General features: G+C 75.3%; 14 protein-coding genes. 2 read left to right on the top strand and 12 right to left on the bottom strand.

All coding sequences use genetic code 11. The features are described from left to right. Positions 1-263: 263 nt before the first annotated feature. Positions 264-3,872, top strand: a complete 3,609-nt coding sequence (locus ACJ9NR_RS12935; RefSeq protein WP_412487692.1) for a S8 family serine peptidase — start codon at positions 264-266, stop codon at positions 3,870-3,872. Here ACJ9NR_RS12935 and ACJ9NR_RS12930 read toward each other — a convergent pair. The 3 genes from ACJ9NR_RS12930 to ACJ9NR_RS12920 form a co-directional block, all read right to left on the bottom strand. After that, positions 3,847-5,220: a carboxyl transferase domain-containing protein gene (locus ACJ9NR_RS12930; RefSeq protein WP_412487691.1), complete on the bottom strand. Its 1,374-nt coding sequence runs from the start codon at positions 5,218-5,220 to the stop codon at positions 3,847-3,849. The two genes, ACJ9NR_RS12935 and ACJ9NR_RS12930, sit on opposite strands and share 26 nt — an antisense overlap. Continuing rightward, positions 5,213-6,676: an acyl-CoA synthetase gene (locus ACJ9NR_RS12925; RefSeq protein ID WP_412487690.1), complete on the bottom strand. Its 1,464-nt coding sequence runs from the start codon at positions 6,674-6,676 to the stop codon at positions 5,213-5,215. Before ACJ9NR_RS12925 ends, ACJ9NR_RS12930 begins: the two co-directional genes overlap by 8 nt. A gap of 70 nt (positions 6,677-6,746) precedes the next feature. Then, positions 6,747-7,790 (bottom strand): MerR family transcriptional regulator, encoded by a 1,044-nt coding sequence (locus ACJ9NR_RS12920; RefSeq protein ID WP_412488820.1) that lies wholly within the window; start codon positions 7,788-7,790, stop codon positions 6,747-6,749. 165 nt (positions 7,791-7,955) lie between these two features. On the opposite strand from ACJ9NR_RS12920, the gene ACJ9NR_RS12915 reads away from it, so the two are divergent. Further along, positions 7,956-8,825: an ATP-grasp domain-containing protein gene (locus ACJ9NR_RS12915; protein WP_412487689.1), complete on the top strand. Its 870-nt coding sequence runs from the start codon at positions 7,956-7,958 to the stop codon at positions 8,823-8,825. Between the two features lie 14 nt (positions 8,826-8,839). On the opposite strand, the gene ACJ9NR_RS12910 is transcribed toward ACJ9NR_RS12915, so the two are convergent. From ACJ9NR_RS12910 to ACJ9NR_RS12870, 9 genes are read right to left on the bottom strand one after another with little or no spacing between them, the layout of a single operon-like run. Next, the gene (locus tag ACJ9NR_RS12910; RefSeq protein WP_412487688.1) at positions 8,840-9,439 is read right to left on the bottom strand and encodes a hypothetical protein; all 600 of its coding nucleotides are present in this window, start codon (positions 9,437-9,439) and stop codon (positions 8,840-8,842) included. Next, positions 9,405-10,229 carry an FkbM family methyltransferase gene (locus tag ACJ9NR_RS12905; protein WP_412487687.1) on the bottom strand — a complete coding sequence of 275 codons (825 nt, stop codon included), beginning with the start codon at positions 10,227-10,229 and terminating at the stop codon, positions 9,405-9,407. The genes ACJ9NR_RS12910 and ACJ9NR_RS12905 overlap by 35 nt, the downstream gene beginning before the upstream one ends. Next, positions 10,229-10,453, bottom strand: coding sequence for a Trm112 family protein (locus ACJ9NR_RS12900; protein ID WP_412487686.1), 225 nt, complete (start codon positions 10,451-10,453; stop codon positions 10,229-10,231). Before ACJ9NR_RS12900 ends, ACJ9NR_RS12905 begins: the two co-directional genes overlap by 1 nt. After that, the gene (locus ACJ9NR_RS12895) at positions 10,450-11,367 is read right to left on the bottom strand and encodes a hypothetical protein (RefSeq protein WP_412488819.1); all 918 of its coding nucleotides are present in this window, start codon (positions 11,365-11,367) and stop codon (positions 10,450-10,452) included. Before ACJ9NR_RS12895 ends, ACJ9NR_RS12900 begins: the two co-directional genes overlap by 4 nt. 35 nt (positions 11,368-11,402) lie before the next feature. Continuing rightward, entirely contained in the window at positions 11,403-12,137 is a 735-nt protein-coding gene (locus tag ACJ9NR_RS12890; protein WP_412487685.1) for a class I SAM-dependent methyltransferase, read from the bottom strand. Continuing rightward, positions 12,134-13,933 (bottom strand): hypothetical protein, encoded by a 1,800-nt coding sequence (locus ACJ9NR_RS12885; protein WP_412487684.1) that lies wholly within the window; start codon positions 13,931-13,933, stop codon positions 12,134-12,136. The genes ACJ9NR_RS12890 and ACJ9NR_RS12885 overlap by 4 nt, the downstream gene beginning before the upstream one ends. Then, a complete protein-coding gene (locus ACJ9NR_RS12880; protein WP_412487683.1) occupies positions 13,930-18,657 on the bottom strand; it encodes an alpha-(1->3)-arabinofuranosyltransferase domain-containing protein in 4,728 nt (1,575 codons plus the stop codon). Before ACJ9NR_RS12880 ends, ACJ9NR_RS12885 begins: the two co-directional genes overlap by 4 nt. Next, complete coding sequence (locus ACJ9NR_RS12875; RefSeq protein ID WP_412487682.1) at positions 18,654-19,487, bottom strand: class I SAM-dependent methyltransferase; 834 nt, start codon at positions 19,485-19,487, stop codon at positions 18,654-18,656. Before ACJ9NR_RS12875 ends, ACJ9NR_RS12880 begins: the two co-directional genes overlap by 4 nt. Next, a complete protein-coding gene (locus ACJ9NR_RS12870; protein WP_412487681.1) occupies positions 19,484-20,635 on the bottom strand; it encodes a glycosyltransferase family 4 protein in 1,152 nt (383 codons plus the stop codon). The genes ACJ9NR_RS12875 and ACJ9NR_RS12870 overlap by 4 nt, the downstream gene beginning before the upstream one ends. Positions 20,636-20,637 lie beyond the last annotated feature (2 nt).

Here is a 20,637-nt window from a genome sequence, read left to right as displayed (position 1 = left end):
GGGGGCCGGGCGGGGTGCCGCTGAATGGGGGTTTTGCGGCTTATATACCGATGTAAATCCCGGATAAATGCGTGACGGGCGGTTATAGGAGCGGGCGGCGGCTCCCCCGGAAGGGCGGCGGCACACAGGCCGGACGGCGGCACACAGGCCGGACGGCGGCAGGCGGGAATCCGCCAATACGCCGATCCGCCAGGCCAGTTCACCTCCCATACCCCACGATCCCCACGAAACTCTTCGGCAGCACTCGACGAAGAGAGGCGTGGATGAGCAGACGACCAGTCAGACGCGGAGCGACCCTCCTGTCGGCGGGACTCCTGATCGCCGTGTCACCGACCGGCGCGCGAGCCGCGGCCGGCCCCGCACCGACCGCCCCACCGGGCAGGACGCAGGCGCCGGCCGCCCGCATCGTCACCCTCGTCACCGGCGACAAGGTGACCGTCACCGACCTCGGGCACGGCAGGAGGACCGTGACCGTCGAGCGCCCCCGGGGGGCGACGGGCGCGGTGCGGACCCGGACCGCGAACGGCGAGATCACCGTCGTACCGGACGAGGCCCGCCCCTACCTGCGGGCCCACACCCTCGATCAACGGCTGTTCGACGTCAGCGAGTTGATACGCCAGGGGCTCACCGACCGGAAGACCGGCGAGCTGCCGCTGATCGTCACCTACGACACAGGGGCGAAGGCCCTCACGCCGCGGGGCGCCGAGCGCACGCGCAGCCTGGCCAGTGTACGCGGGGCCGCCGTCGAGGCGGACAAGGGGCGCGCGTTCTGGCGGGCGTTCACGCAGCAGGCCGGGATCAAGAAGCTGTGGCTCGACGGGCGCGTGCGCGCCGACATGGCCGAGAGCAACGCGCAGATCGGCACGCGGGCCGCGTGGGACGCGGGACTGACCGGCAAGGGCGTGACGGTCGCCGTCCTGGACTCGGGCGCCGACACCTCCCACCCCGACCTCGCGCAACGCGTCGCGGTCACCCGGTCCTTCGTCGAGGGCGAGGACGCCGCCGACCGCAACGGCCACGGCACGCACGTCACCTCGATCGTCGGCGGCAGCGGGGCCGCCTCCGGCGGCAGGGAGCAGGGCGTCGCCCCGCAGGCCACCCTCGCCGTCGGCAAGGTGCTCGACGACCAGGGGTCGGGCAGCGAGTCCCAGATCATCGCCGGCATGGAGTGGGCCGCGCGGGACGTGCGCGCCAGGGTCGTCTCCATGAGCCTGGGATCCACCGATCCCAGCGACGGCACCGATCCCATGGCGCAGGCCGTCGACACCCTCTCCCGGCAGACCGGCGCCCTCTTCGTCGTCGCCGCCGGCAACACCGGCGCCCCCTCCTCCATCGGCTCGCCCGGCGCCGCCGACGCCGCGCTCACCGTGGGGGCCGTCGACTCGGCCGACCGGGCCGCCTACTTCACCAGCGCCGGGCCGCGCCACGGCGACAACGCCCTCAAGCCCGACCTCTGCGCACCCGGCGTCGACATCCTCGCCGCCCGCTCCCAACTCGTCGACGGCAGCGGCTACTACACCTCCATGAGCGGTACGTCGATGGCGGCGCCCCACGTCGCCGGAGTCGCCGCCCTGCTCGCCCAGGAGCACCCCGGCTGGGACGGCGCGCAGCTCAAGGACGCGCTGATGTCGACCTCCGCGCGGCTCGACGCGTCCGCCTACGTGCTGGGCGCGGGCCGGGTGAGCGTCCCCGACGCCGTGCGGGCGGCGATCACCGCCACCGGAAGCGCCGACCTCGGTTTCCACCGCTGGCCCTACGACGCGAACGAGCCGGTCACCAGGACCCTCACGTACACCAACTCCTCCGACGCCGACGTCCGGTTGGACCTGTCCGTGCAAGGCGCTCCCGCCGGTGTCGCCCGGCTCGCCGGCACCGCCCTCACCGTGCCCGCGCACGGCACCGCGTCCACCACCGTCACCGGGGACGGCTCGAAGGCCGCGGTGGGGAACACCAGCGGGCAGATCGTGGCGTCCGTCGCCGGGACACCCGTCGCGCACACCGTGTTCGGGCTGGTGAAGGAGGAGGAGCGGTACACGCTCACGGTCCGGGTGAAGGACCGGGCCGGAGCCGCGGCCCCCGCCGACCTCGTCGTGCAGAAGCTGGCCGAGGGCGCCGACGCGACGCCCGCGCACGTCGGTGACTCCGGCACGCTGCGGCTGCGGCTGCGGCCGGGCACGTACAGCGTGACCTCCTTCCTCGACGTGCGCGGCAGCCACGGCGCCGACTCCCTCGGGCTGGGCTTCCTCGCCGCGCCCGAGATCGTCCTCGACCGGGACCGTGACGTCACCCTCGACGGGCGGCGGCTGCGGGAGGTCAGGGCCGTGGTGAAGCGGCGCACCGAGACCCGGCAGCTGCTCATGGAGTACGACCGCGACGCCGGCGGCTCCGACCTGTCCGGCGCCGTGCAGGTGCCCGTGAAGTACGACAGCGTCTTCGCGGCGCCGACCGCGAGGGTCACCCGGGGCAGCTTCGAGTACCGGACCGTGTGGCGGCTGGGCAAGCCGCGGCTGGAGGTCAGGGGCATCGGTGACGCGGTCGTCCAGGCGGGCGGCACGCTCCTCGAGGGGCACACCGAACTGCCGCTGGTGGACGCGGGGGACGGCCCCCTCGACGGGGTCCGCGGCAAGGCGGTGCTCGCCCGCCTCGCCGACGACGCCGATCCGTCCGCCCTCGCACAGGCCGCCCAGGACGCGGGCGCGAGGGCGCTGTTCGTGACCGACGACGTCCCCGGGCGGCTCAGCACCTGGTGGGGCACCGACGACAACGGCGACCGGCCGCTGCAGATCGCCACGGTGAACGCCGCCGACGCGGCGCGGCTGCGGGCGGCCGGACGCGTCGACATGACCGGGACGCAGAACACCCCGTACGTGTACGACCTGTCCGAAGGGCACCGCGGAGCCGTGCCGGACCGCGACCTGACCTACGCGCCGGGCCGCCGCGAACTCGCCGTGCTGCGTACCAGGTTCCACGCGGCGAAGCCGGTGGACGGCGGCGAGTTCCGGTACTCGATCACCGGCCGCTTCCCCGTCGGCCTCGGCTTCCAGGAGCCGATCGACTACCCCGCCGAACGGACCGACTACGTCTCCACCGGCCCCGGTCAGCTCTGGCACGAGTCGGTGACGGCCGCGGACGGCGCCCTCGAGGAACGCGGCGGACTCGTCCGCTACGACGGCGGCTCGCACCGGACGCTGAACTGGTTCCGGCCCGTCTGGCACCCGTGGCTGGGCACCGGGCTGGGCTGGGGACAGCAGCGCTCCGGTGACCGGCTGCAGTTCAACACGCCCGGCTGGGGCGACTCGGGCCCCGACCACACCGGCTTCGGGGACGTGTGGAGCGACAGCAGCGGCATGTCACAGTCCACCGCGGTCTACCTGGACGGGACGCTCGTCGACCGGCGCACCGGCTCCGGCGCGTACGTCGACGACGCGCCCGCCGGCGAGCACACCTACCGCCTCGTCACGGACACGGCGCTCGACCCCGCCCGCTGGAAGCTGTCGGTCAGGGGCCGCTCCGAGTGGACCTTCCGGTCCGCGGCCACGCCCGGCGACCGCTGGACCCTGCTGCCCCTGATCAACCTCGGCTTCCGCGTCGGCACCGATCTCGCGGGCGACGTGCCCCGCGGCGAGCGGCTGCCCGTGGGGGTCTTCGCGCAGTACGTGCGGGGCGCGCCCGGCACCGGCACGATCCGGGACCTGAGGCTCCAGGCGTCCTACGACGACGGGGCGTCGTGGCGGCCGGTACCGCTCACCCGCGGGCGCGGCACGCTGACCGTGCCGCGCGACGCCTCGTACGTCTCCCTGCGGGCCTCGGCGGACGACGACCGCGGCGGCTCGGTGACGCAGGAGATCATCCGGGCGGTGGGGACGCGGTAGGCGCCACGACGCCCCGGACGACGCCCAGCTCCACCAGGTCCTGCGGACGGAGCCGGAGCTGGCCGGCCGTGGACTCGACCCGGTCGGGCGGCCGCTTGAGGATGGCGGCCGCCTGCTCGGGCGCGATGACGGAGAAGTAGCTGTCCGGGGTGGCCCAGGTGCCGCCCGGCGCGGCCAGCGCCAGCGCGCCGCCCGAGCCGCCCTCCCCGATGACGAGCGTGGTGATCGGGGTGCGGGCGGCCGCCACCGCGGCGAACACGTCCGCGATCGCGGCGCCCGCGCCCTGCCGCTCCGCCTCCGCGTCGTTGGCCGCGCCCGGCGTGTCCACCAGGGTCAGCACCGGGATGCCGAGCCGGTCCGCGAGGCGGATCAGCCGGGCGGCCGTGCGGTATCCGGCGGGGCGGGTCGCGCCGCCGGTCTGGGCGGCATAGGCGATGGCGCGGCCCTCGTGCTCGCCGAAGCCGCAGAGCATGCCGCCGGGGTCGGTGCCGCCGCAGCGGTCGCCGCCCAGGGAGACACGGTGGGTGAAGTAGGCGTCCAGGTAGGCCCGGGCACGCGGGCGCAGGGGGGAGCGGGCCCGCCGGACCGCCTCCCAGCCGGTCTCCGGGAGGCCGCCGGTGCCGAGGGCGGCGGGCACGGGCGCCCCGGACGCGGGCGAGGTCAGCAGCCGCAGCCACCGTCCCAGCGTCCGGCGCAGTTCCGCCGCGGGCACCACCGCGTCCACCGAGCCCGCCGCGACCTGCGCCTCGGCCGTGTACGCCGCCGGATCCGCGTCCGGCGGCCGCACCCGGGAGCCCGCGAAGCCGACCTGGGCCCCGGGCAGCGCGAGGATCACGTCGGCGCCCGCGCCCAGGGTGGCCCAGCCGCCGCCGGTCGTCGGATCCCGCACCACGGCGATCTGCGCGAGCCCCGCCTCCCGGGTGAGCGCCGACTGCCGTGCCACCCGCTGGAGCTGGGTCAGCGCGAGCATGCCCTCCTGCATCCGGCTGCCGCCCGTGGCGACCAGCGGCACCACCGGCAGCCGCTGCTCACGGGCGTGGGTGTACGCCGCCACCAGCAGGTCGCCGGTGCGTTCGCCGAGCGAACCGCCGAGGAAGCCGAACTCGAAGGCGATGAGCACCGCCCGGGTGCCCGCGACGCGCGCCGTGCCGCACACCACGGACTCCCGCTCACCGGTGCGGTCGGCGGCCCGGGCGCGAGAGGCGCCGTAGCCCTCCCAGCCGAGCGGTCCGTCGGACCCGTAGCCTTCAGCAGGACCGGGGTCCCCCGCCGGATCCGGGAGTTCCACGAAGGTGGAGTCGTCCGCGACGAGCGCGAGGAACGCGCGGGCGGAGAGGCGCTCAGTCACGGGTCAGCGCCCGCTTCATGATCTTCCCCATGTCGTTGCGGGGCAGCGCCGTGAGGTAGTGGACGACGCGCGGGCGCTTGTGCGGGGCGAGACGCCCGGCCACGTGGTCCGCCAGGTCGTCGGCGGACGGCGGTGCCTGGATCTCCGCCGGGACCACCCACGCCACGATCCGCTCCCCGAGGTCCGCGTCCGGCTCCCCGGTGACGGCCGCCTCCCGTACCCCCGGATGCTCCAGCAGCGCGTTCTCGATCTCGCCCGCCCCGATCTTGTAACCACCGCTCTTGATCAGGTCGGTGGCCTTGCGGCCGACGATGCGGACGTAGCCGTCCAGGTCGCGCACCGCCATGTCTCCGGTGCGGAACCAGCCGTCCGCGGTGAACGCCGCCCGTGTCGCGTCCGGGCGGTTGAGGTAGCCGGTGAACAGGTTCGGGCCGCGCACCTGGATCTCGCCCACCGTCTCCGGGCCGCCGGAGGCGATCGGCGACCCGTCCTCCTCCACGAGCCGCAGCTCGACGCCCGGCAGCGGCACGCCGACCGTTCCGGCGCGCGCCTCGCCGTCCGCCCGCACACTGGTGTTCATCAGGGTCTCGGTCATGCCGTACCGCTCCACGACCCGCCGGCCGGTCGCGGCCGCGATGCGCTCGTGGTCATGGACCGGGAGGGCGGCGGAGCCGGAGACGAGCAGCCGGGCCCGGCCCAGCGCCCCGGCCAGCTCCGGGTCCCCCGGCAGGGCCTGGGCGATCCGGTGGTACATCGTCGGCACCCCGAACAGCATGGTCGCGCCGCCGTTCAGCTCCCGCGCCACGCCCTCGGTGGAGAACCGGCCCAGATGCCGCACGCAGCCGCCGCGCCGGAGCGGGCCCAGAACGCCCAGCACCAGGCCGTGCACATGGAACAGCGGCAGCCCGTGCACGAGCACGTCGTCCGCCGTCCACTGCCAGGCCTCGGCCAGCGCGTCCAGCGTCGAGGCGATCGCCCGGCGCGGTATGACGGCGCCCTTGGGCGGACCGGTGGTGCCCGAGGTGTAGACGATCAGAGCGGGGTCCTCGTCCGCCGCGGGAGGGGACGGGGGCGGGGCGGCGGCGGAGCTCCCGGTGCCGGGCACCTCCACGTCGATGTCGATGCGCGGCAAGTCCCTCACGCCGGGCGGGAGTTCGTCGTCCGGCGCCGCCAGCACCGCCGACGGCGCGCTGTCGGACACGATGTGCCCGAGCTCCTTCCCGCCCGACTTCGGGTTGAGCGGCACCGCGGCCGCCCCGGCCCGCAGCGCCGCCACCACGGCCACCGCCGTCCGCAGCGTCGGGGTGGCCCAGACGGCGACCCGGCCCCCCGGCGGGATCCGGGCGGCCAGGGCGCCGGTCGCGGCGGCGAGTTGCGCGTACGTCAGGGTCCGGTCGCCGAAGGCCAGGGCGACGTCCTCGCCCGGGCTCTCCAGGGCGGGAAAGAGAGGGGACACGCGGTGCACTCCATCCGTACGGGCGGCAACGACACCTCCGTTCCTACACCAGCCGCCCCGCCGCCGACGATCAGGCGTCCGCCCGCACCACGTCCGCCACCACGCAGCTGACGTTGTCCGGGCCGCCGGCCTCGTTCGCCGCCTCCACCAGGGCCCGTACGGCGCTGTCCGGGCTGCCGGCGCCGAGGAGCCGCCGTATGCGGGCGTCGGGCAGGACCGCCGGCAGGCCGTCGGAGCACAGCAGGTAGCGGTCGCCGGGGGCCGCGTCGCGCAGGCGCAGGTCCGGGGCGGCGGTGCCCAGGGCCTTGAGGAGGAGGGAGCGCTGCGGGTGGGCCGTGGCCTCCTCCGGCGTCAGACGGCCCTCGTCGATCAGCGACTGGACCACGGTGTGGTCGTGGGTGACACGGAACAGTGCCGTGTCCCGCAGCAGATAGACGCGGCTGTCGCCGATGTGCACCAGGGCGAGCCGGGAGCCCGTCCACAGCAGGGCCGTCAGGGTCGTGCCGTCGTCCTCCGAGCCCTCCGTCGCGTCCCGGACCGCCTCGCTCGCGCCCCGCACGGCGTCCTCCAGGACGTTGAGGACGTCGCCGGCGGGCAGCTCCTCCGCGTCCAGGAACCGCAGCGCCTCGACGGCCGCGCTGCTCGCGGGCGCGCCCGCCGGGCCGAACCCGTCGGCGACCGCGAGCAGCCGCGCGCCCGCGTACGCCGTGTCCTGGTTGACGGGGCGGACCCGGCCGCGGTCGGAGTGGGCGCAGTAGCGGAGTTCCAGCATGGTGGTGTCCTTCCTCGGTTCGTCCAGCAGGTGATCCACGAGGAACGCGGCGAGGTCCCGCCGCACCGCCGTGTCCGCCTCGACCCGCGCCCAGTAGGCGCGGATCTCCCGCGCCGCGTCCGCCGGGCCCAGGGCGCAGACCTCACGGATACCGGTCAGCGGCATGCCCAGCCGCCGCAGCCAGGCCACCAGCCGGGCCCGCTCCAGCTGCTCGGGCGCGTAGTAGCGGTAGCCGGAGCGGGGGTCGACCCGGGCCGGGCGCAGCAGCTCCAGTTCGTCGTACAGGCGCAGGGCCTTCGGCGACAGGCGGCTGGCGCGCGCGAAGGCGCCGATCGTGAGCATGTCCGTCCGCACGGCACGGTCCTCTCCGTGTTCCTGGCGCCGATGCTGGGCCTTCCCCGAAGGGGAAGGTCAATCCGGTCGTCCTGGTTGCGGCCGGCCCGGTTAGCCTGCGAAGCGACCCGCCCCCGCAGACGTACGGGATGCCGTACGGGACTGGAGACCGCCGTGCCCCGCGTCGCACTCGCCACCTACGACCCCGGGCCGCGGCCCGGCAAGGACCGCGACCTTCCCGTGCTGGTGCGGGCGCTGCGGGACGCCGGGGCCGACGCCGTGGCCGTGCCCTGGGACGACCCCGGCACCGACTGGAGCGGGTTCGACCTCGTCGTCATCCGGTCGACCTGGGACTACAGCTGGCGGGCGGGCGAGTTCGTGGCGTGGGCGCAGAAGGTCGCCGCGGTCACCCGGCTCGCCAATCCGGCCGAGGTGGTGCGCTGGAACACCGACAAGCGCTACCTCGGGGACCTGGCTGCGGCCGGCCTGCCCGTCGTGCCCACCCGCTACCTGGCGCCCGGCGACGCGCCCGACCTGCCCGGCGACCACGAGTACGTCGTCAAACCCGCCGCGGGCGCGGGCTCCCGCTACGCCGCGCGTTACACCCCGGCCGGTCACGGCACGGCGCTGCGGCACCTCGCCCGGCTGCACGAGGAGGGGCTGACCGCGATGGTGCAGCCGTATCTGGCCGGTATCGACGTCAGCGGGGAACGGGCGCTGCAGTTCTTCGGCGGCCGGTTCCTGCACGCCTCGCGCAAGGGCGCCGTCCTGGCGCCGGGCACGGCCTACGACGCCGACAAGGTGGCCCACCCGGACCTGGTCCCCTGGACGCCGGCACCGGCGGAGCTCGAGGTCGCCGGGCGGGCCCTGGCCGCCGTACCGGATGCCGGCGGGCTGCTGTACGCGCGCGTGGACATCGTCGACGGGGAGGACGGCCGGCCGGTGCTGATGGAACTGGAGCTCGTCGAGCCGAACCTGTTCCTGCACCTGCATCCCGGCTCGGTGGCCGTGGTCAGGGACGCGATCCTGGCGGCCGCGGGGTAGCCGCCGGAGGCGGTTCAGCCGCTCACGGCCGTGCGCTGGAGCAGCCCCCAGGTGAACTCGGCCACCACCTCGCGCCGCGCCCCCGCCGCGTCCGGGGCGGTGAAGGACAGGCCCCAGCGGGTCGGTGCCGTGCCCTGCAGGGGGCGGGCGGGGGCGAAGGCGCGGGCCGCCTCGTCGACCGTGCAGGACCAGGGGGTGAGGTCCTCCAGAGTCCGCAGGTCCGGGCCCGGGACGCCCGGGGCGCGGATCAGCCACTCGTTCCAGACGGCGCCGTTCGGGGCGAGCAGGACCTCGAGGCGCAGGTCGGGCCAGAGCGGGACGGGGAAGAGCCACGCCTCGCAGTCGAGGTCGCCGACCTTGCGGGTGAGCGTGGACTCGGGGGCGCCGAGGACCGAGCGGTACCGGGAGGCGGCCCCGCGCCCGCGCGGCGCGTGCAGCATCGCCTGCCAGCGCTTGTTGGCCTCTCTCATCTCGGCGACGGACGCGCCCAGCCCACGGCGGGCGTCCTCCACCAGGCCGGGGTTGTGGTCGGCCATGCGGCGCAGCAGGACGAGCTGGAAGTGCAGGGGGGTGAAGGGCTCAGCGGGGCGCTTGGCGGACGGCATGGCAACCATGGTCGCCCATGGCGCCGGCGCCCGGGCGGCGGCCGTCCGGGAGGAAGAGGACGGAGTTGACGTAACGGGGGTGGCCGCGGAAGGGCAGGACGCGGCCCAGCAGCCCCTGGGAGACGACGTGCGACACGGTGGCCTGATGTGCCTCCAGGGGGAACGTCGCCAGCGGCACCCAGGTCGAGCCGGGCAGCACCCAGCCGTCGTAGCGGAGCAGGGAGAGGTAGGTGACGACGGGGGCGATCGGCTGGATGCGGGACTCCAGCTCCACGAAGAGGGCCGGCCGGTCGCGGGCCAGCAGCCCCGTCGCCCCGCGCAGCACCGCGAGTTCGCTGCCGTCCACGTCGATCTTGATGAAGCCGACCTCGCGCAGGCCGAGCTGGTCGAGGGTGACGCAGGGGACGTCCAGGGCGTGGGCGTGGATGTCACGGCGGACCAGGGAGGACACGCCCCGGTCGCCCGCGTCGTCCTCTGGCAGCCAGAGGCGGGCGGTGCCCGGGTGGTCCGAGGCGGCGGCCCGGACGACGCGGACGTTGGGCGGGGCGGTGTCGGACAGCAGCCGCGCCAGGTGCGGGACCGGTTCGACGGTCACCACCCGGCGGGCGCGCCCGGCCAGGCGCCGGGTCCACGGGCCGTACCAGCCGCCGACGTCCACGGCGGTGCCGCAGCCGGGCGGGCACAGCTCGGCCAGCCGGGCCAGTTCGGGCTCGAAGCGCGGGTAGACCGCCCTGGCGGTGGCGGCCACCAGACGGGTGGGCAGCAGCGGGGCCAGCCGGGCGGCGAGGGTGGGGGACATCACCGGGCCATCCGCTCCAGCAGGGCCTCGTGCTCGTCGTCCGACACCTGCTCCCCGGACGAGGGCAGCAGCTGCGGGATGCCGTCGACGATGGGGTAACGGCGGTGCAGACGCGGGTTGTAGAGCGCCTCGTCGCCCGACGGTCCGTCCGGCGGGAGCAGGTGCAGCGGGCCCTTGTCGAGCGGGCACGCCAGGATGCGCAGCAGCGGGTCGTCGGGCTTCATGGAGGGGTCAACTCCTTGGTGGGTATGGGGGGTTCGGTGGCCTGTGCGTCGTGTTTGGGCATGGTCAGCAGGACGGAGACGGCGAGGAGGGTGCCCGCCAGGCGCAGCGAGAGCCGCAGCGGGTCGTGCGGGAGCGCCTCGCCGAAGGAGAGCGTGCCGAGCACGGCCGTGTACAGACAGGTCACGGTGGTGCACACCGGCACGATCAGCGAGGCCCGGCAGCGCTGCAGCGCGGCCTGCGACATCACCAGGCCGAACGCGCCGGTGAACAGCAGCAGATACGGGTACGGCGAGCGGAGCACGCCCGCCACCGCGTGCGTGAGCCCGCCGGTGGTCAGATAGCTGGAGACGCCCTTGATGGCGAGCGAGCTGACTCCGTAGAGCAGGCCCACGGCCACCCCGTACTCCACGCCCGTGGTCGGCGCGCGGTGCCGGTGGCGGGTGCGGCGCTCGGCGGCGCCGTAGAGCCACACGCCGCAGGCCAGCGACGGCACGCACACCAGCAGGATCAGCGGGTACGGCGCGCCGCGGCCGACCGTGTCGGCGCCCGCGCCGCCCTCCTTCAGCGACAGCACGACCATGAGCAGCGCGGCGAGGATCGCGCCGAGCGCGTACCGCTCGCGTCCCGTGGTCTCCTCGCCCAGCAGCCGGGCCGAGAGCAGCACGAGCAGGACCAGGCCGGAGACGAAGATGCCCTGGGCGGCGGCGATCGGCAGGGTGCGGTAGACGACGAGCTGGGCGCCGAAGCCGGCGGCCAGCGCCAGCGAGCCGCCGATCCACAGCGGGCTGCCGAGCACCAGCCGCAGCAGCCGGGCGGGCTCGCGGATCGTCACCTCGGGGAGGGAGGTGAGCGCCCGTTTCTCCAGGACGAAACCGAGGCTGTACAGGGTGTTCGCCATCAGCGCCGCGGCCACTCCCCACCACATGGTGTGTCCCTTCCAGGTCTTCTCTAGGTCTTCCGCGCGTGCAGGAGAAGGATCGAGGCGAGGGACGGTCTGGAGCAGGCCAGCCGGTCGAGGGCGCGCAGCGGGCGGGGCACGCCGTGGAAGGGCGCGCCCTTCAGCCCGACGACCTCGAAGCCGGACGCGGCGACGAACTCCCTGAGCGCGCGGGCGGTGTAGAGCCGCAGGTGCCCCACGACCTCCCGGCCCGGACGGCCGTGCACGGCGCGCAGGCTGACCTCGGAGAAGACGGGCTGCACTCCGGCCAGCAGCAGGGCGCGGTTGTACCAGGCGGCCAGGTTGGGGGTGGAGAGCATCAGATGGCCTGCCGGGCGCAGCACCCGGCGGATCTCCTCCAGCGCCGAGTCGGGGTCGACGAGGTGCTCGACGACCTCGCTGAACAGCACGGCGTCGGCACAGCCGGACCTGAACGGCAGCCCGCCGCCGGTCAGTTCGCCGCGGATGGCGTACGGCAGGCGGGTCCGGGCGCGGACCAGCGCGTCCTGGGACCAGTCGACGCCGACGACGCGGTGGCCGGGCAGCAGGGGGGCCGCGGTGGCGGCCGCGGTGCCGTCGCCGCAGCCGATGTCGAGGACGGTGCACGGGGTGCGCGTGGCCGGGCCGAGGGCGGCGGCCAGCACGCGGGCCTGGCGGCGGCTGCGGGGGGTGCCGGAGGCGACGGGGACGGCGGGGTCCTCGTAGAAGTCCCGCAGGTCCGGGTGGTGCAGGGGGGCGGTGGTCACGGGGTCGCCTCCGTGGAGTGCAGGTAGTGCTCGAACAGGTCCCTCAGATGGGCGCCGTCGCCGTGGCCGAGCAGCGCGCGGGACCAGCGCAGGGCGAGGTGCAGGCGGCCGGCGGTGGAGGCGGTGGTGACGGTGAGGCCGCGGGGCATGCGCGCGGGCGCCGAGAACCAGACCGCGTGCGCGCGGCCCGCATCCGCGCCGAAGTCCAGCGGGTAGGGGACGCGGCCGATGTTGCTGAGCAGGGTCGTCGACGTCCAGGGCGCGGCGGCCCTGCGCAGGCCCCGGGTGAGGGCGGCGCGCCAGGCCACCGGGGTGACGGGGGCGGTCAGCAGGGCCGCACCGTGGCCGAGTTGGGGGCGGGGGAGGGACTTGAGGGCGCGCGTGCGGGTCGCCGTGCGGCGCAGCAGCGCGGGCATGTCGCCGGTGCCGTGCGCCGCCAGCTCCTCCGGAGCGAACGGGACCTCCACCAGCCGGGTGCCGTTGCCGATCGGCATGGTGGCGTCCCGGGGGCGGTCGTCCACGGGCATGGTGATGCGCAAGGGGCGCGGACGGGCGCCGTGTTCGCGGTTCCAGTGGGCGACGGTGAGCGCGGTGGTGACCATGAGCTGGTCGTTCACCGTGTACGGGGAGCCCTTGGGCCGGTGCGGGAGGGGCAGCTCGGTGACGAGCAGGCCGTTGCCGGGGAAGGGCTCCGGGGCGCCGCGGGCGACCCGGGCCGGCGGGGACCAGTTGGAGGGCGTGTCGCCGGGGTCCTGGGGGACTTCCGGAGCGCGTACGGGCGGCGCGGCGGGGGAGTTGTCGCGACCGCCGTAGATCTCGGCGGCGGTCGCGAGGACACGGAGGCAGGCGGGGCCGTCGAGGGCGGTGTGGTTGATGGTGAGGAAGAGGACGGTGCCGGCTCCCTGGCGGGGGTTGCCGGTTCCTTGGGCGCTGCGGGTTTCCCGGCCGGGGGCGCCGCTGGGGGGCGGGTCGGGGGGCGTGCTCGTTGGGCCGGGGGGCGCGCTGTTCGGGTCGGGGGGTGTGCTTGTTGGGCTGGGGGGCGCGCTGTTCGGGTCGGGGGGTGTGCTTGTTGGGCTGGGGGGCGCGCTGTTCGGGTCGGGGGGTGTGCTTGTCGGGCTGGTCGGCGTGCTTGTCGGGCCGGGGGGCGCGCTGTTCGGGGCGGGGGGCGCGCTCGTTGCGCCGGTGGCCGCGCCCGTCGGGCTGGGGAGCGTGCTCGATGGGTCGGGGGGTGTGCTTGTCGGGGCGGGGGTCGCGTTCGTCGGGCCGGAGGCTGCGTTCGTCGGGCCGGGGGCCGCGTCCGTCGGGCCGGGGGCCGCCCCGGCGCTGCGATCGTCCGCGGCCGTGCGGGACTCGCCGACGGCATCGGTGGCCTCGCTGCCCTCCGCCGGGCCCGCTCCCTCGACCACCTCCAGGCGTATGGGCGGGGAGAGCGACAGCGGTGGAGCCGCCGTCAGTGCCCGCGTCCGCGCGTCCCGGAGGGCACAGCGTCCCGCGGCGGGGAAGCTCACCACCTCGACGTCCGGCTCGGAGGTCAGTTCCCACTCGTAGCGGCGCCGGTACCAGTGGCCTGCGGCCTCCCGCATCAGGATGCGCGGATGGCGGCGCAGCGCCTCCGCGAACGCCGCGCGCAGCCGTTCGCGGTCCAGCCGTCCCGGCAGGTGCACCTCGATGTGGACGGTCTCCGGCTCTTCCTCCTGGAGGCAGTGCCGGGCCACCTCGTCGACGACCGGGAACGGGATGCGTCCGGACGGAAGCGCCGGGCCGTCGGCGCGGGTGGGCCGGTCGAGTGCGGTCATGACGGGCCGCCCTTCCTGGGGAGCCGCGTGCTCGGCGGGTCCGGCTCGGACGGTCCACGACCACGCGCCGACACCGTCGGCCCGGCGACCGGCCGTGAACGCGGCACCGGTGCGCCGGCGCCACCGGCGGGGGCCGGGTCGTTCTCGGGGGCCCGTTCGCTCTGGGACGCTGGTCCGGCTTGAGGCGCCCGTCCGGCCACAGGCGTCGGTCCGCTTTCGGGCGCGGGGCCGACCCTCGGTGCGGGACGGGTCTTCTCGTATGCGGAGCCGGTCTCGGGTGGTGGGCCGGTCTCGGGTGGTGGGGCATGTCGGGGTGCCCCTCCGCTCCGGGAGCCCGGTCCGGCCCCGGGGGTCGGTCCGGCGGCCCCGGGTGCCGGTCCGTTCTGGTGGACCGAACCACTCTTGTGATCCGGTCCGCCGCCGGGTGCCGGGCCGTCCCCCGGTGCCTGGCCGGCTGCCGGTGCCGGGCCGTTCTCGCCGCGGATCCGGTGCGGCAGTGGGCGGGTCGGGGCCTCGGAGGCGGGGGGACGCCCGGTCGCGGGGGGTTCTCCGGTCGTCGGTGGCGGTGCGGTCGTGGGTACGGTGGGCAGCACGGCTGTGGAGCCGGGCCCCTCGTCGGGCTCGCGTACGCTCACCGCGCCCGCGAACAGGCCGGTCAGCGCCAGCAGTTGCGCGGCGTGCCCGAACGCGCCGTGACCCGCGCCCGGGGGCTCGCCTGCGCCGGTCGCCGCCGCGATGCCCGCCCCCGCGAGGGCGGCGAACGCGATCGGCACGAGCAGGGCGTGCCGCCGGTACGCGAGCAACGCCAGCACGGGCACCAGCAGCGCCGGCCACCCGGCGATCACGATGCCCACCGCGGTGAGCGCCACCGTGCCCAGCCACAGCCCCGGCAGCGGCGGCACCGGCTGCCGCGGGTCGGGGTTCGGCGCCCGGCGGCGCCACACGACCAGGCCGATCAGGACGGCGAGGCCCACCGCGCCGCCGATCAGCCCGCCCTTGTAGGTCGTCGCGGGCTCGTAGGACAGCTTGACCGTGCCGCCCGCCCCGGCCGGGACGCGCCAGCCCTGCTGCCAGCCGTCCAGCCGGACCGGGGTCAGCTCCTTGCCGCCCAGGGTGGCCTTCCAGCCGTCGTTGTAGTTCTCGTACGTCGTCAGGTACATGGCCGCACCGGAGCCGACGGTCACCTCGCGGCGGTCGCCCAGCCAGTCCCTGATCGTCAGCTGCCGGGCCGCGGCGGCGGGTCGGGTGACCGTGCCGCGGGTCAGCGTCACGTCCGTCAGGACGAGCGGTCCGGCGTCCCCGGCCTCGAGCCGGTGGCTGCCCCCCGACAGCCGGAGCGCCGTGTCGGTCCGACCGCGCCGGCAGAGCGTCACCGCCACCTGCCGGCGCTCCCGCAGGTCCCGCACGGTTCCCTTCGCGCTGGTCTGGTACAGCGTGCCGTCCACCGCCACGTCCGGTCCCCGCCCGCACGGCAGCGAGAAGGTCCGGCTGCCGCTCGGCTGCGGGGTGCGGTACTGCTCCAGGGCCGGGATGTAGGCCTCGGTCAGGCCCACGGGCAGTTGCAGGTCCTCGTCGGCGACCGGGTTGTGCAGGGTCAGCGGCGCGGTCCGGGTGATCGTGATGTCCAGCCGGTCGGTGGTGATCGGGTCGAAGCGGACCACGCCGTTGTCGTCGACGCCGGCGATCGTCGAGCCGTCCGGTGAGCTGATGTCGACCTGGGTGGGACGGGTGGACAGTCCGCCCGCCGGGGCCAGCACCACTTCACCGATGGGCTGCTTGCCGCTCCAGCTGAGATGGATGGTGGGCCGGTCGCCGGCGATCCACGCCGTCGTGAGGTCGCCGTCGGTGAGGTTGCGGGCCGACAGGCCCGCGCCGAGCGACGCCGTCGAGTCGGCGGTGGCGACGATGCGGTTCTGCTGGTCGGGGGCGACCTCGTAGAGCATCCTGGCGAGCGCCTCGCCGGGGACCGGCACCGCGCTCGCCCGGATCTCGTACGTCCCCGCCGTGGCCGTGGAGAAGCGCCGGTGCAGGCCCGCCTCCATGCCCGTCGCGGAGAGACCGGTGGGGTCGGCGGAGCGGTGCAGCGAGATCTGCTCGGCGGCCGCGTCGCCGGACCGCGCGTCCGTCGGCAGCCGCAGCAGCCGGGTCACCCGCACCCGCGGCAGGGCGATCTCCGAGAAGCCGGCGCCGGTCAGGCCCGAGCGGCGGGCCACCGACTCGGTGATCGTCAGTTTCATCCAGCGCGTCGCGCCCTTCGGCGCCTTGATCTTCTGCGTCTGGCCGTTCGGGCGCAGGAAGCTGGTCGCCGACCCCTTCTCGGTCTCCACCCGCACCTTGGTCGCCGCCGCGCGCACGCTCTCCTGCGGCAGCGGGGTCACCTTGAAGGAGGACGGCATGTCGTAGCGGCCGGTGAAGCCGATGCGCAGCCACTGCCCGTCCGCCGATCCCGGCGCGCCCTCCGCCCAGGCCGTGCCCGGGTCGCCGTCGAAGGCGTTCACCGGGTCGTACTGGGGCAGGTGGAAGAGCCAGTTGCCGCTGGAGGACGCCGTCACCGACCGGGCGCCGCGCAGCTGGGCCACCGTCTGGTGGTCGAGGCCCTTGACGGGCAGGATCTGGTGCGGCTTCCCGCCCGGGTCCTGTACGGCGTCCGGCGCGTTGCGCTCCGTACTCGTGTACGTGTAGGACGTGTTGGCGGTGACCAGCCCGAACCGGGTGTCCGCGCGGCGCAGCCCGTCGCCGGTGATCTGCAGCGGCGGGGAGCCGAGGCCGGGGTGGTTGTCGCCGGTCAGCACGGCCGGCCGGCCGCGCAGCTCGGCGGCGAGGGGCAGCAGTGCCTCGGGGCCGCCGGAGACGACGGCCGTGTCGGACACGGGCAGCAGATGGGCCTGGCCCGGTCGCGGGACGTCCGCGCCGGTCGGCTGGTAGATCTCGACCGCGCGCCGGCGCGGGTACAGCCCCTCGACCTGGAGCGGCGCGTCGTGGGCGATGACGCCGCCGGTCATGATCGGGCCGAAGCCCGTCACCCGCTCGTAGCCGGACTGCTCCAGCGTCCGCTTCACGATCGAGGTCGGCACCGAGTCGGCCTGGGCCGGGTCGAGGTCGTTGCGCACGACGACGTAGTGGATGCCGGCCCGGCTCAGGTAGTCGGCCAGGCCCGGGACCTCGCTGCCGGTGGCCAGGGCCTGCTCGACGGCGTCCGTCGCGCGCCGGTTGCCGGGCGTGCCGAAGGGGACGAAGTCACGCTGCGCCCAGCGCGACTTCGCCAGGACGTCCAGGGGCTCGTCGATGGGCGCGCCCCAGCTGTAGAGGCCGTGCGCGGTGGCCGGGACCACCAGCGCGCGGGAGTCGGGGGAGTACTTGTGCAGCCAGTCGGCCGTGGTCTTCCAGTACGTGGGCAGCTGCTGGAAGGAACCGGGCCCGAGGATGGAGCCGTTCAGATACGGCCACAGCAGGCCCGGCAGGACGAGGACCGCCGCGACCAGCGGGGCGAAGCGGCGCCCGCGCACCCGCCGGGCCCCGCGCGGCTCGCCGGCCACGCCCACCAGGTGGGCGAGGCCGAGGGCCAGCGCCAGCGCCAGGCCGGTCTGGAACTTGTAGATGTTGCGGAAGGGGACCAGCCAGCCGTTCAGCCAGTCCCGCACGACCCCGTGGAAGGGGGCGCCGAACGCGCCGCCGTACCCGGCGAACAGCACCAGCGCGACCGAGATCACGGTCAGCACCAGCCACCGCCGCTCCGGCATGTCGCGCCGGGCGAGGCCGGCCAGTCCCAGCCCGGCCGCCAGCGCCGAGCAGACGATCACGACCACCGAGGAGGCGACGGTCCAGCCGGCCGGCAGCCACGCCTCGCCGAAGTGCAGGTACGCGACCCAGTTGCCGGCCCCGCGCAGCCCCTCCGTCGCCGACATCGTGGACGTCGTGGTCTGCGCGCTCTCCACGTACGGCAGGAAGTTCTCGCCGTAGACGCCGAGCAGCAGCAGCGGTATCCACCACCAGGCCGTCGCCACGATCACGCCCGGCACCCACCAGGCGATCAGCTTGCGCTGCCGTGGTCCGGGCGGCCGGGAGAGCAGGTACAGGCCGACCGGCAGCAGCGAGGCCAGCGTGGAGGCGCCGTTGACGCCGCCCATGAACGGCACGACCAGCGCCGAGCGCAGGGCCGCGACCCGTGCCGTGTACCGCTCGTCGGTCAGCGGCAGCAGCACCCAGGGCAGGAAGGCGCCGGGCAGCACGGCCGCCGAGGTGGATCCGACGACGACGGTGAACACCGGCCACAGCGCGTACGCCACCGCGCCGAGCAGCCGGGAGCCCCGGCTGCCCACGGTGAGCCGCTCGGCCAGCCGCAGCGCACCCCAGAAGGCGACCGACACCAGCAGCGACATCCACAGCCGCTCCGCCAGCCACACCGGCAGGTGCACGGCGTGCGCCAGCCAGTAGAAGGGCAGCATCGGCCAGAGGTAGCCGGCGTACTGGTCCTGGATCCCCCCGAAGGAGCCCTGGTCGTGCCAGAGTTGGCCCAGGTCGGAGAAGAAGGCGCCCGGGTCCACCGTGACACCGAGCTTGGTGTCGAAGGTCTGCCGGCCGGGGTGCACCGCGACGAACAGCACGAACGCCACGGTCCAGAACCCCAGCAGCCAGCGCCGCGACCGCGGGCCCTCCGGCGGGCCCGGGGCGGCCGCGGTGGTGGGGACGGCTGCCGGGGGAGGAGCCTGGACCGTGGTCGTCATGGGGGACACCGCCGGAGGATGAGGAGGAGGTTCCAGGTGGCCACCTCGCGGATCCCGGGCGCCTTGACGACCGTCTCCGCGAGGAAGGGCCAGTAGCGGGAGCGCGCCGAGACGACGGTGACGTCGTCGCGGGCGCGGACCTGCCGCAGGGTGGCGCCGATGTGCACGGGGAAGAGGTTCTCGCCGAGGGTGTGCTTGGCGGGCCTTCCGGTCCGGCGCAGATAGCGGGCGCGGGCCCGCTCGGCGCCGAAGTAGTGCCAGGGGGCCCACTCGTGGCCGCCCCACGGGGAGAGCCAGTTGGTGAACGAGACGTAGATCAGCCCGCCGGGCCGGGTCACCCGCGCCAGCTCGCTCAGGAACGTCTGCGGATCGGCCACGTGCTCCAGCACGTTCGACGAGAAGGTCACGTCGGCGGCCCCGTCGGACAGCGGCAGCAGATAGCCGTCCGCGATCACCGCCCCGGCGGGCGGCTTCCCGCCCAGTTCCCGCGCGTCGGGCTCGAAGAGGTACGCGTGCGCGCCGCGCCGCCGGAACTCCTCGGTGAAGTACCCGCCGCCCCCGCCGACGTCCACGACGGTCCGCCCTTCGACGGGCCCGTCGTAGGCCTCGACCTGGTCGGCGGCGTCCCGCGCCAGCAGCGCGTAACAGGCGACGGGATCGTCCTGTTCGTGCCGGAAGGCGCGGAAGAGGGCGAGCGACCGCCGCACGGAGGGGTCCTTCCCGCGCGGGTTCTCCGCGACGCCCCGGCGGGGGCGCAGCAGACCGCGCGGCCGGCCACGGCGCGCCCGCGGCCGCGCACCGGCCGCACCGGTACGGAGCAGCCGCGTCATGGCGCGAAGCCCCTCACCGCCTCGGCGGCGACCGCGCGGAACTGTCTCACCGTCCGGTGCCAGCGGTAACGCGCCGCGCGGTCGCGGGCCGCCTTGCCCATGAGCTCCCTGCGGTGTCCGGAGAGGGCGAGCGTGCACCAGGCCGCCGCGAAGGAGGACTCCCCGTGCGCGAGCACACCCGTCTCCCCGTCCACGACGGAGTCCCGCAGCCCCGGCACGTCGAAGGCGATCGTCGGTGTCTCGCGGGTGGCCGCCTCGGTGACCACGAGCCCCCACCCCTCCACGGCGGACGGGTGCAGCAGCAGCCAGGCCGCGCACAGCAGCCGGTGCTTCTCCGCCTCCGGGACATGCCCGGCGAACTCGACGCCGGGCCCCGCCGCCTGCTCGAGCCGGCCTCGTTCGGGGCCGTCGCCCACGATCACGAGCCGGCCGCCGGTGACCGGCCGCACCCGCTCCCAGAGTCTGAGCAGCAGATCGATCCGCTTGTACTCGACGAGTCTGCCCACCGCCACGAACAGCGGCTCGGGCGAGCGCTCGGCGCGCGGGCCGGGCTCCTCCACGCCGTTGTGCACGACGCGGATGCGTTCCCGTGCCACGCCGATCGCGCGCAGGGCGTGGGCCGTCGAGGGGGAGACGGCGACCAGCAGGCTCCGGTGCTGGGCGCCAGCCAGCGCCCACTGCTCGAGTCTTCGGCCGAGCCGCGCGGCCGGCAGCAGGGGGCCGCCGAAGCGCATCTGCCACTGGTCGGTGTGGACGTGGTTGACCAGGCACAGGGTGGGCCCGCGGTGCCAGTAGGGCGCGAGATACGGCACTCCGTTGCAGACCTCGACCAGCAGATCGGTCTCGCCGACCTGACGGGCGAAGGCGGAACGCGCGCGCAGGTAGTGGCCGAACTCCCCGCCGGCGGACACGACGCGGTAGTCCCGGAACGCCGCGGGACCGCCGCAGAGCAGTGTCACCTGGTGGCCGAGGGCGGTGAGCCCCTCGGCCAGCCGGTCGACCAGCAGCTCGGAGCCGCCGGCGGCCGGATTGCCCAGATCGCGGTGGGCGAGGAAAACGATTCGGCGCGGTGGTGGGGGGTGCGCCGGACGGTGCTGCGGCGCCCGGGACTGACCGGTGCGCAGCCGGGAAGGCACGTGCTGGGGCATAG

The sequence above is a fragment of the Streptomyces sediminimaris genome (assembly GCF_047049295.1).
Classification (GTDB): domain Bacteria; phylum Actinomycetota; class Actinomycetes; order Streptomycetales; family Streptomycetaceae; genus Streptomyces; species Streptomyces sediminimaris.
The sequence above is the reverse complement of the archived record's forward strand: the minus strand, read 5'-3'. Positions and strand labels throughout refer to the sequence as shown.

Excerpts from the sequence above, each read along its gene's own strand:
- ACJ9NR_RS12935 (WP_412487692.1), top strand. The coding sequence starts at position 264 with ATGAGCAGACGACCAGTCAGACGCGGAGCGACCCTCCTGTCGGCGGGA.
- ACJ9NR_RS12920 (WP_412488820.1), bottom strand. The coding sequence starts at position 7,790 with ATGCTCACGATCGGCGCCTTCGCGCGCGCCAGCCGCCTGTCGCCGAAG.
- ACJ9NR_RS12910 (WP_412487688.1), bottom strand. The coding sequence starts at position 9,439 with ATGGTTGCCATGCCGTCCGCCAAGCGCCCCGCTGAGCCCTTCACCCCC.
- ACJ9NR_RS12905 (WP_412487687.1), bottom strand. The coding sequence starts at position 10,229 with ATGTCCCCCACCCTCGCCGCCCGGCTGGCCCCGCTGCTGCCCACCCGT.
- ACJ9NR_RS12900 (WP_412487686.1), bottom strand. The coding sequence starts at position 10,453 with ATGAAGCCCGACGACCCGCTGCTGCGCATCCTGGCGTGCCCGCTCGAC.
- ACJ9NR_RS12885 (WP_412487684.1), bottom strand. The coding sequence starts at position 13,933 with ATGACCGCACTCGACCGGCCCACCCGCGCCGACGGCCCGGCGCTTCCG.
- ACJ9NR_RS12880 (WP_412487683.1), bottom strand. The coding sequence starts at position 18,657 with ATGACGACCACGGTCCAGGCTCCTCCCCCGGCAGCCGTCCCCACCACC.
- ACJ9NR_RS12875 (WP_412487682.1), bottom strand. The coding sequence starts at position 19,487 with ATGACGCGGCTGCTCCGTACCGGTGCGGCCGGTGCGCGGCCGCGGGCG.
- ACJ9NR_RS12870 (WP_412487681.1), bottom strand. The coding sequence starts at position 20,635 with ATGCCCCAGCACGTGCCTTCCCGGCTGCGCACCGGTCAGTCCCGGGCG.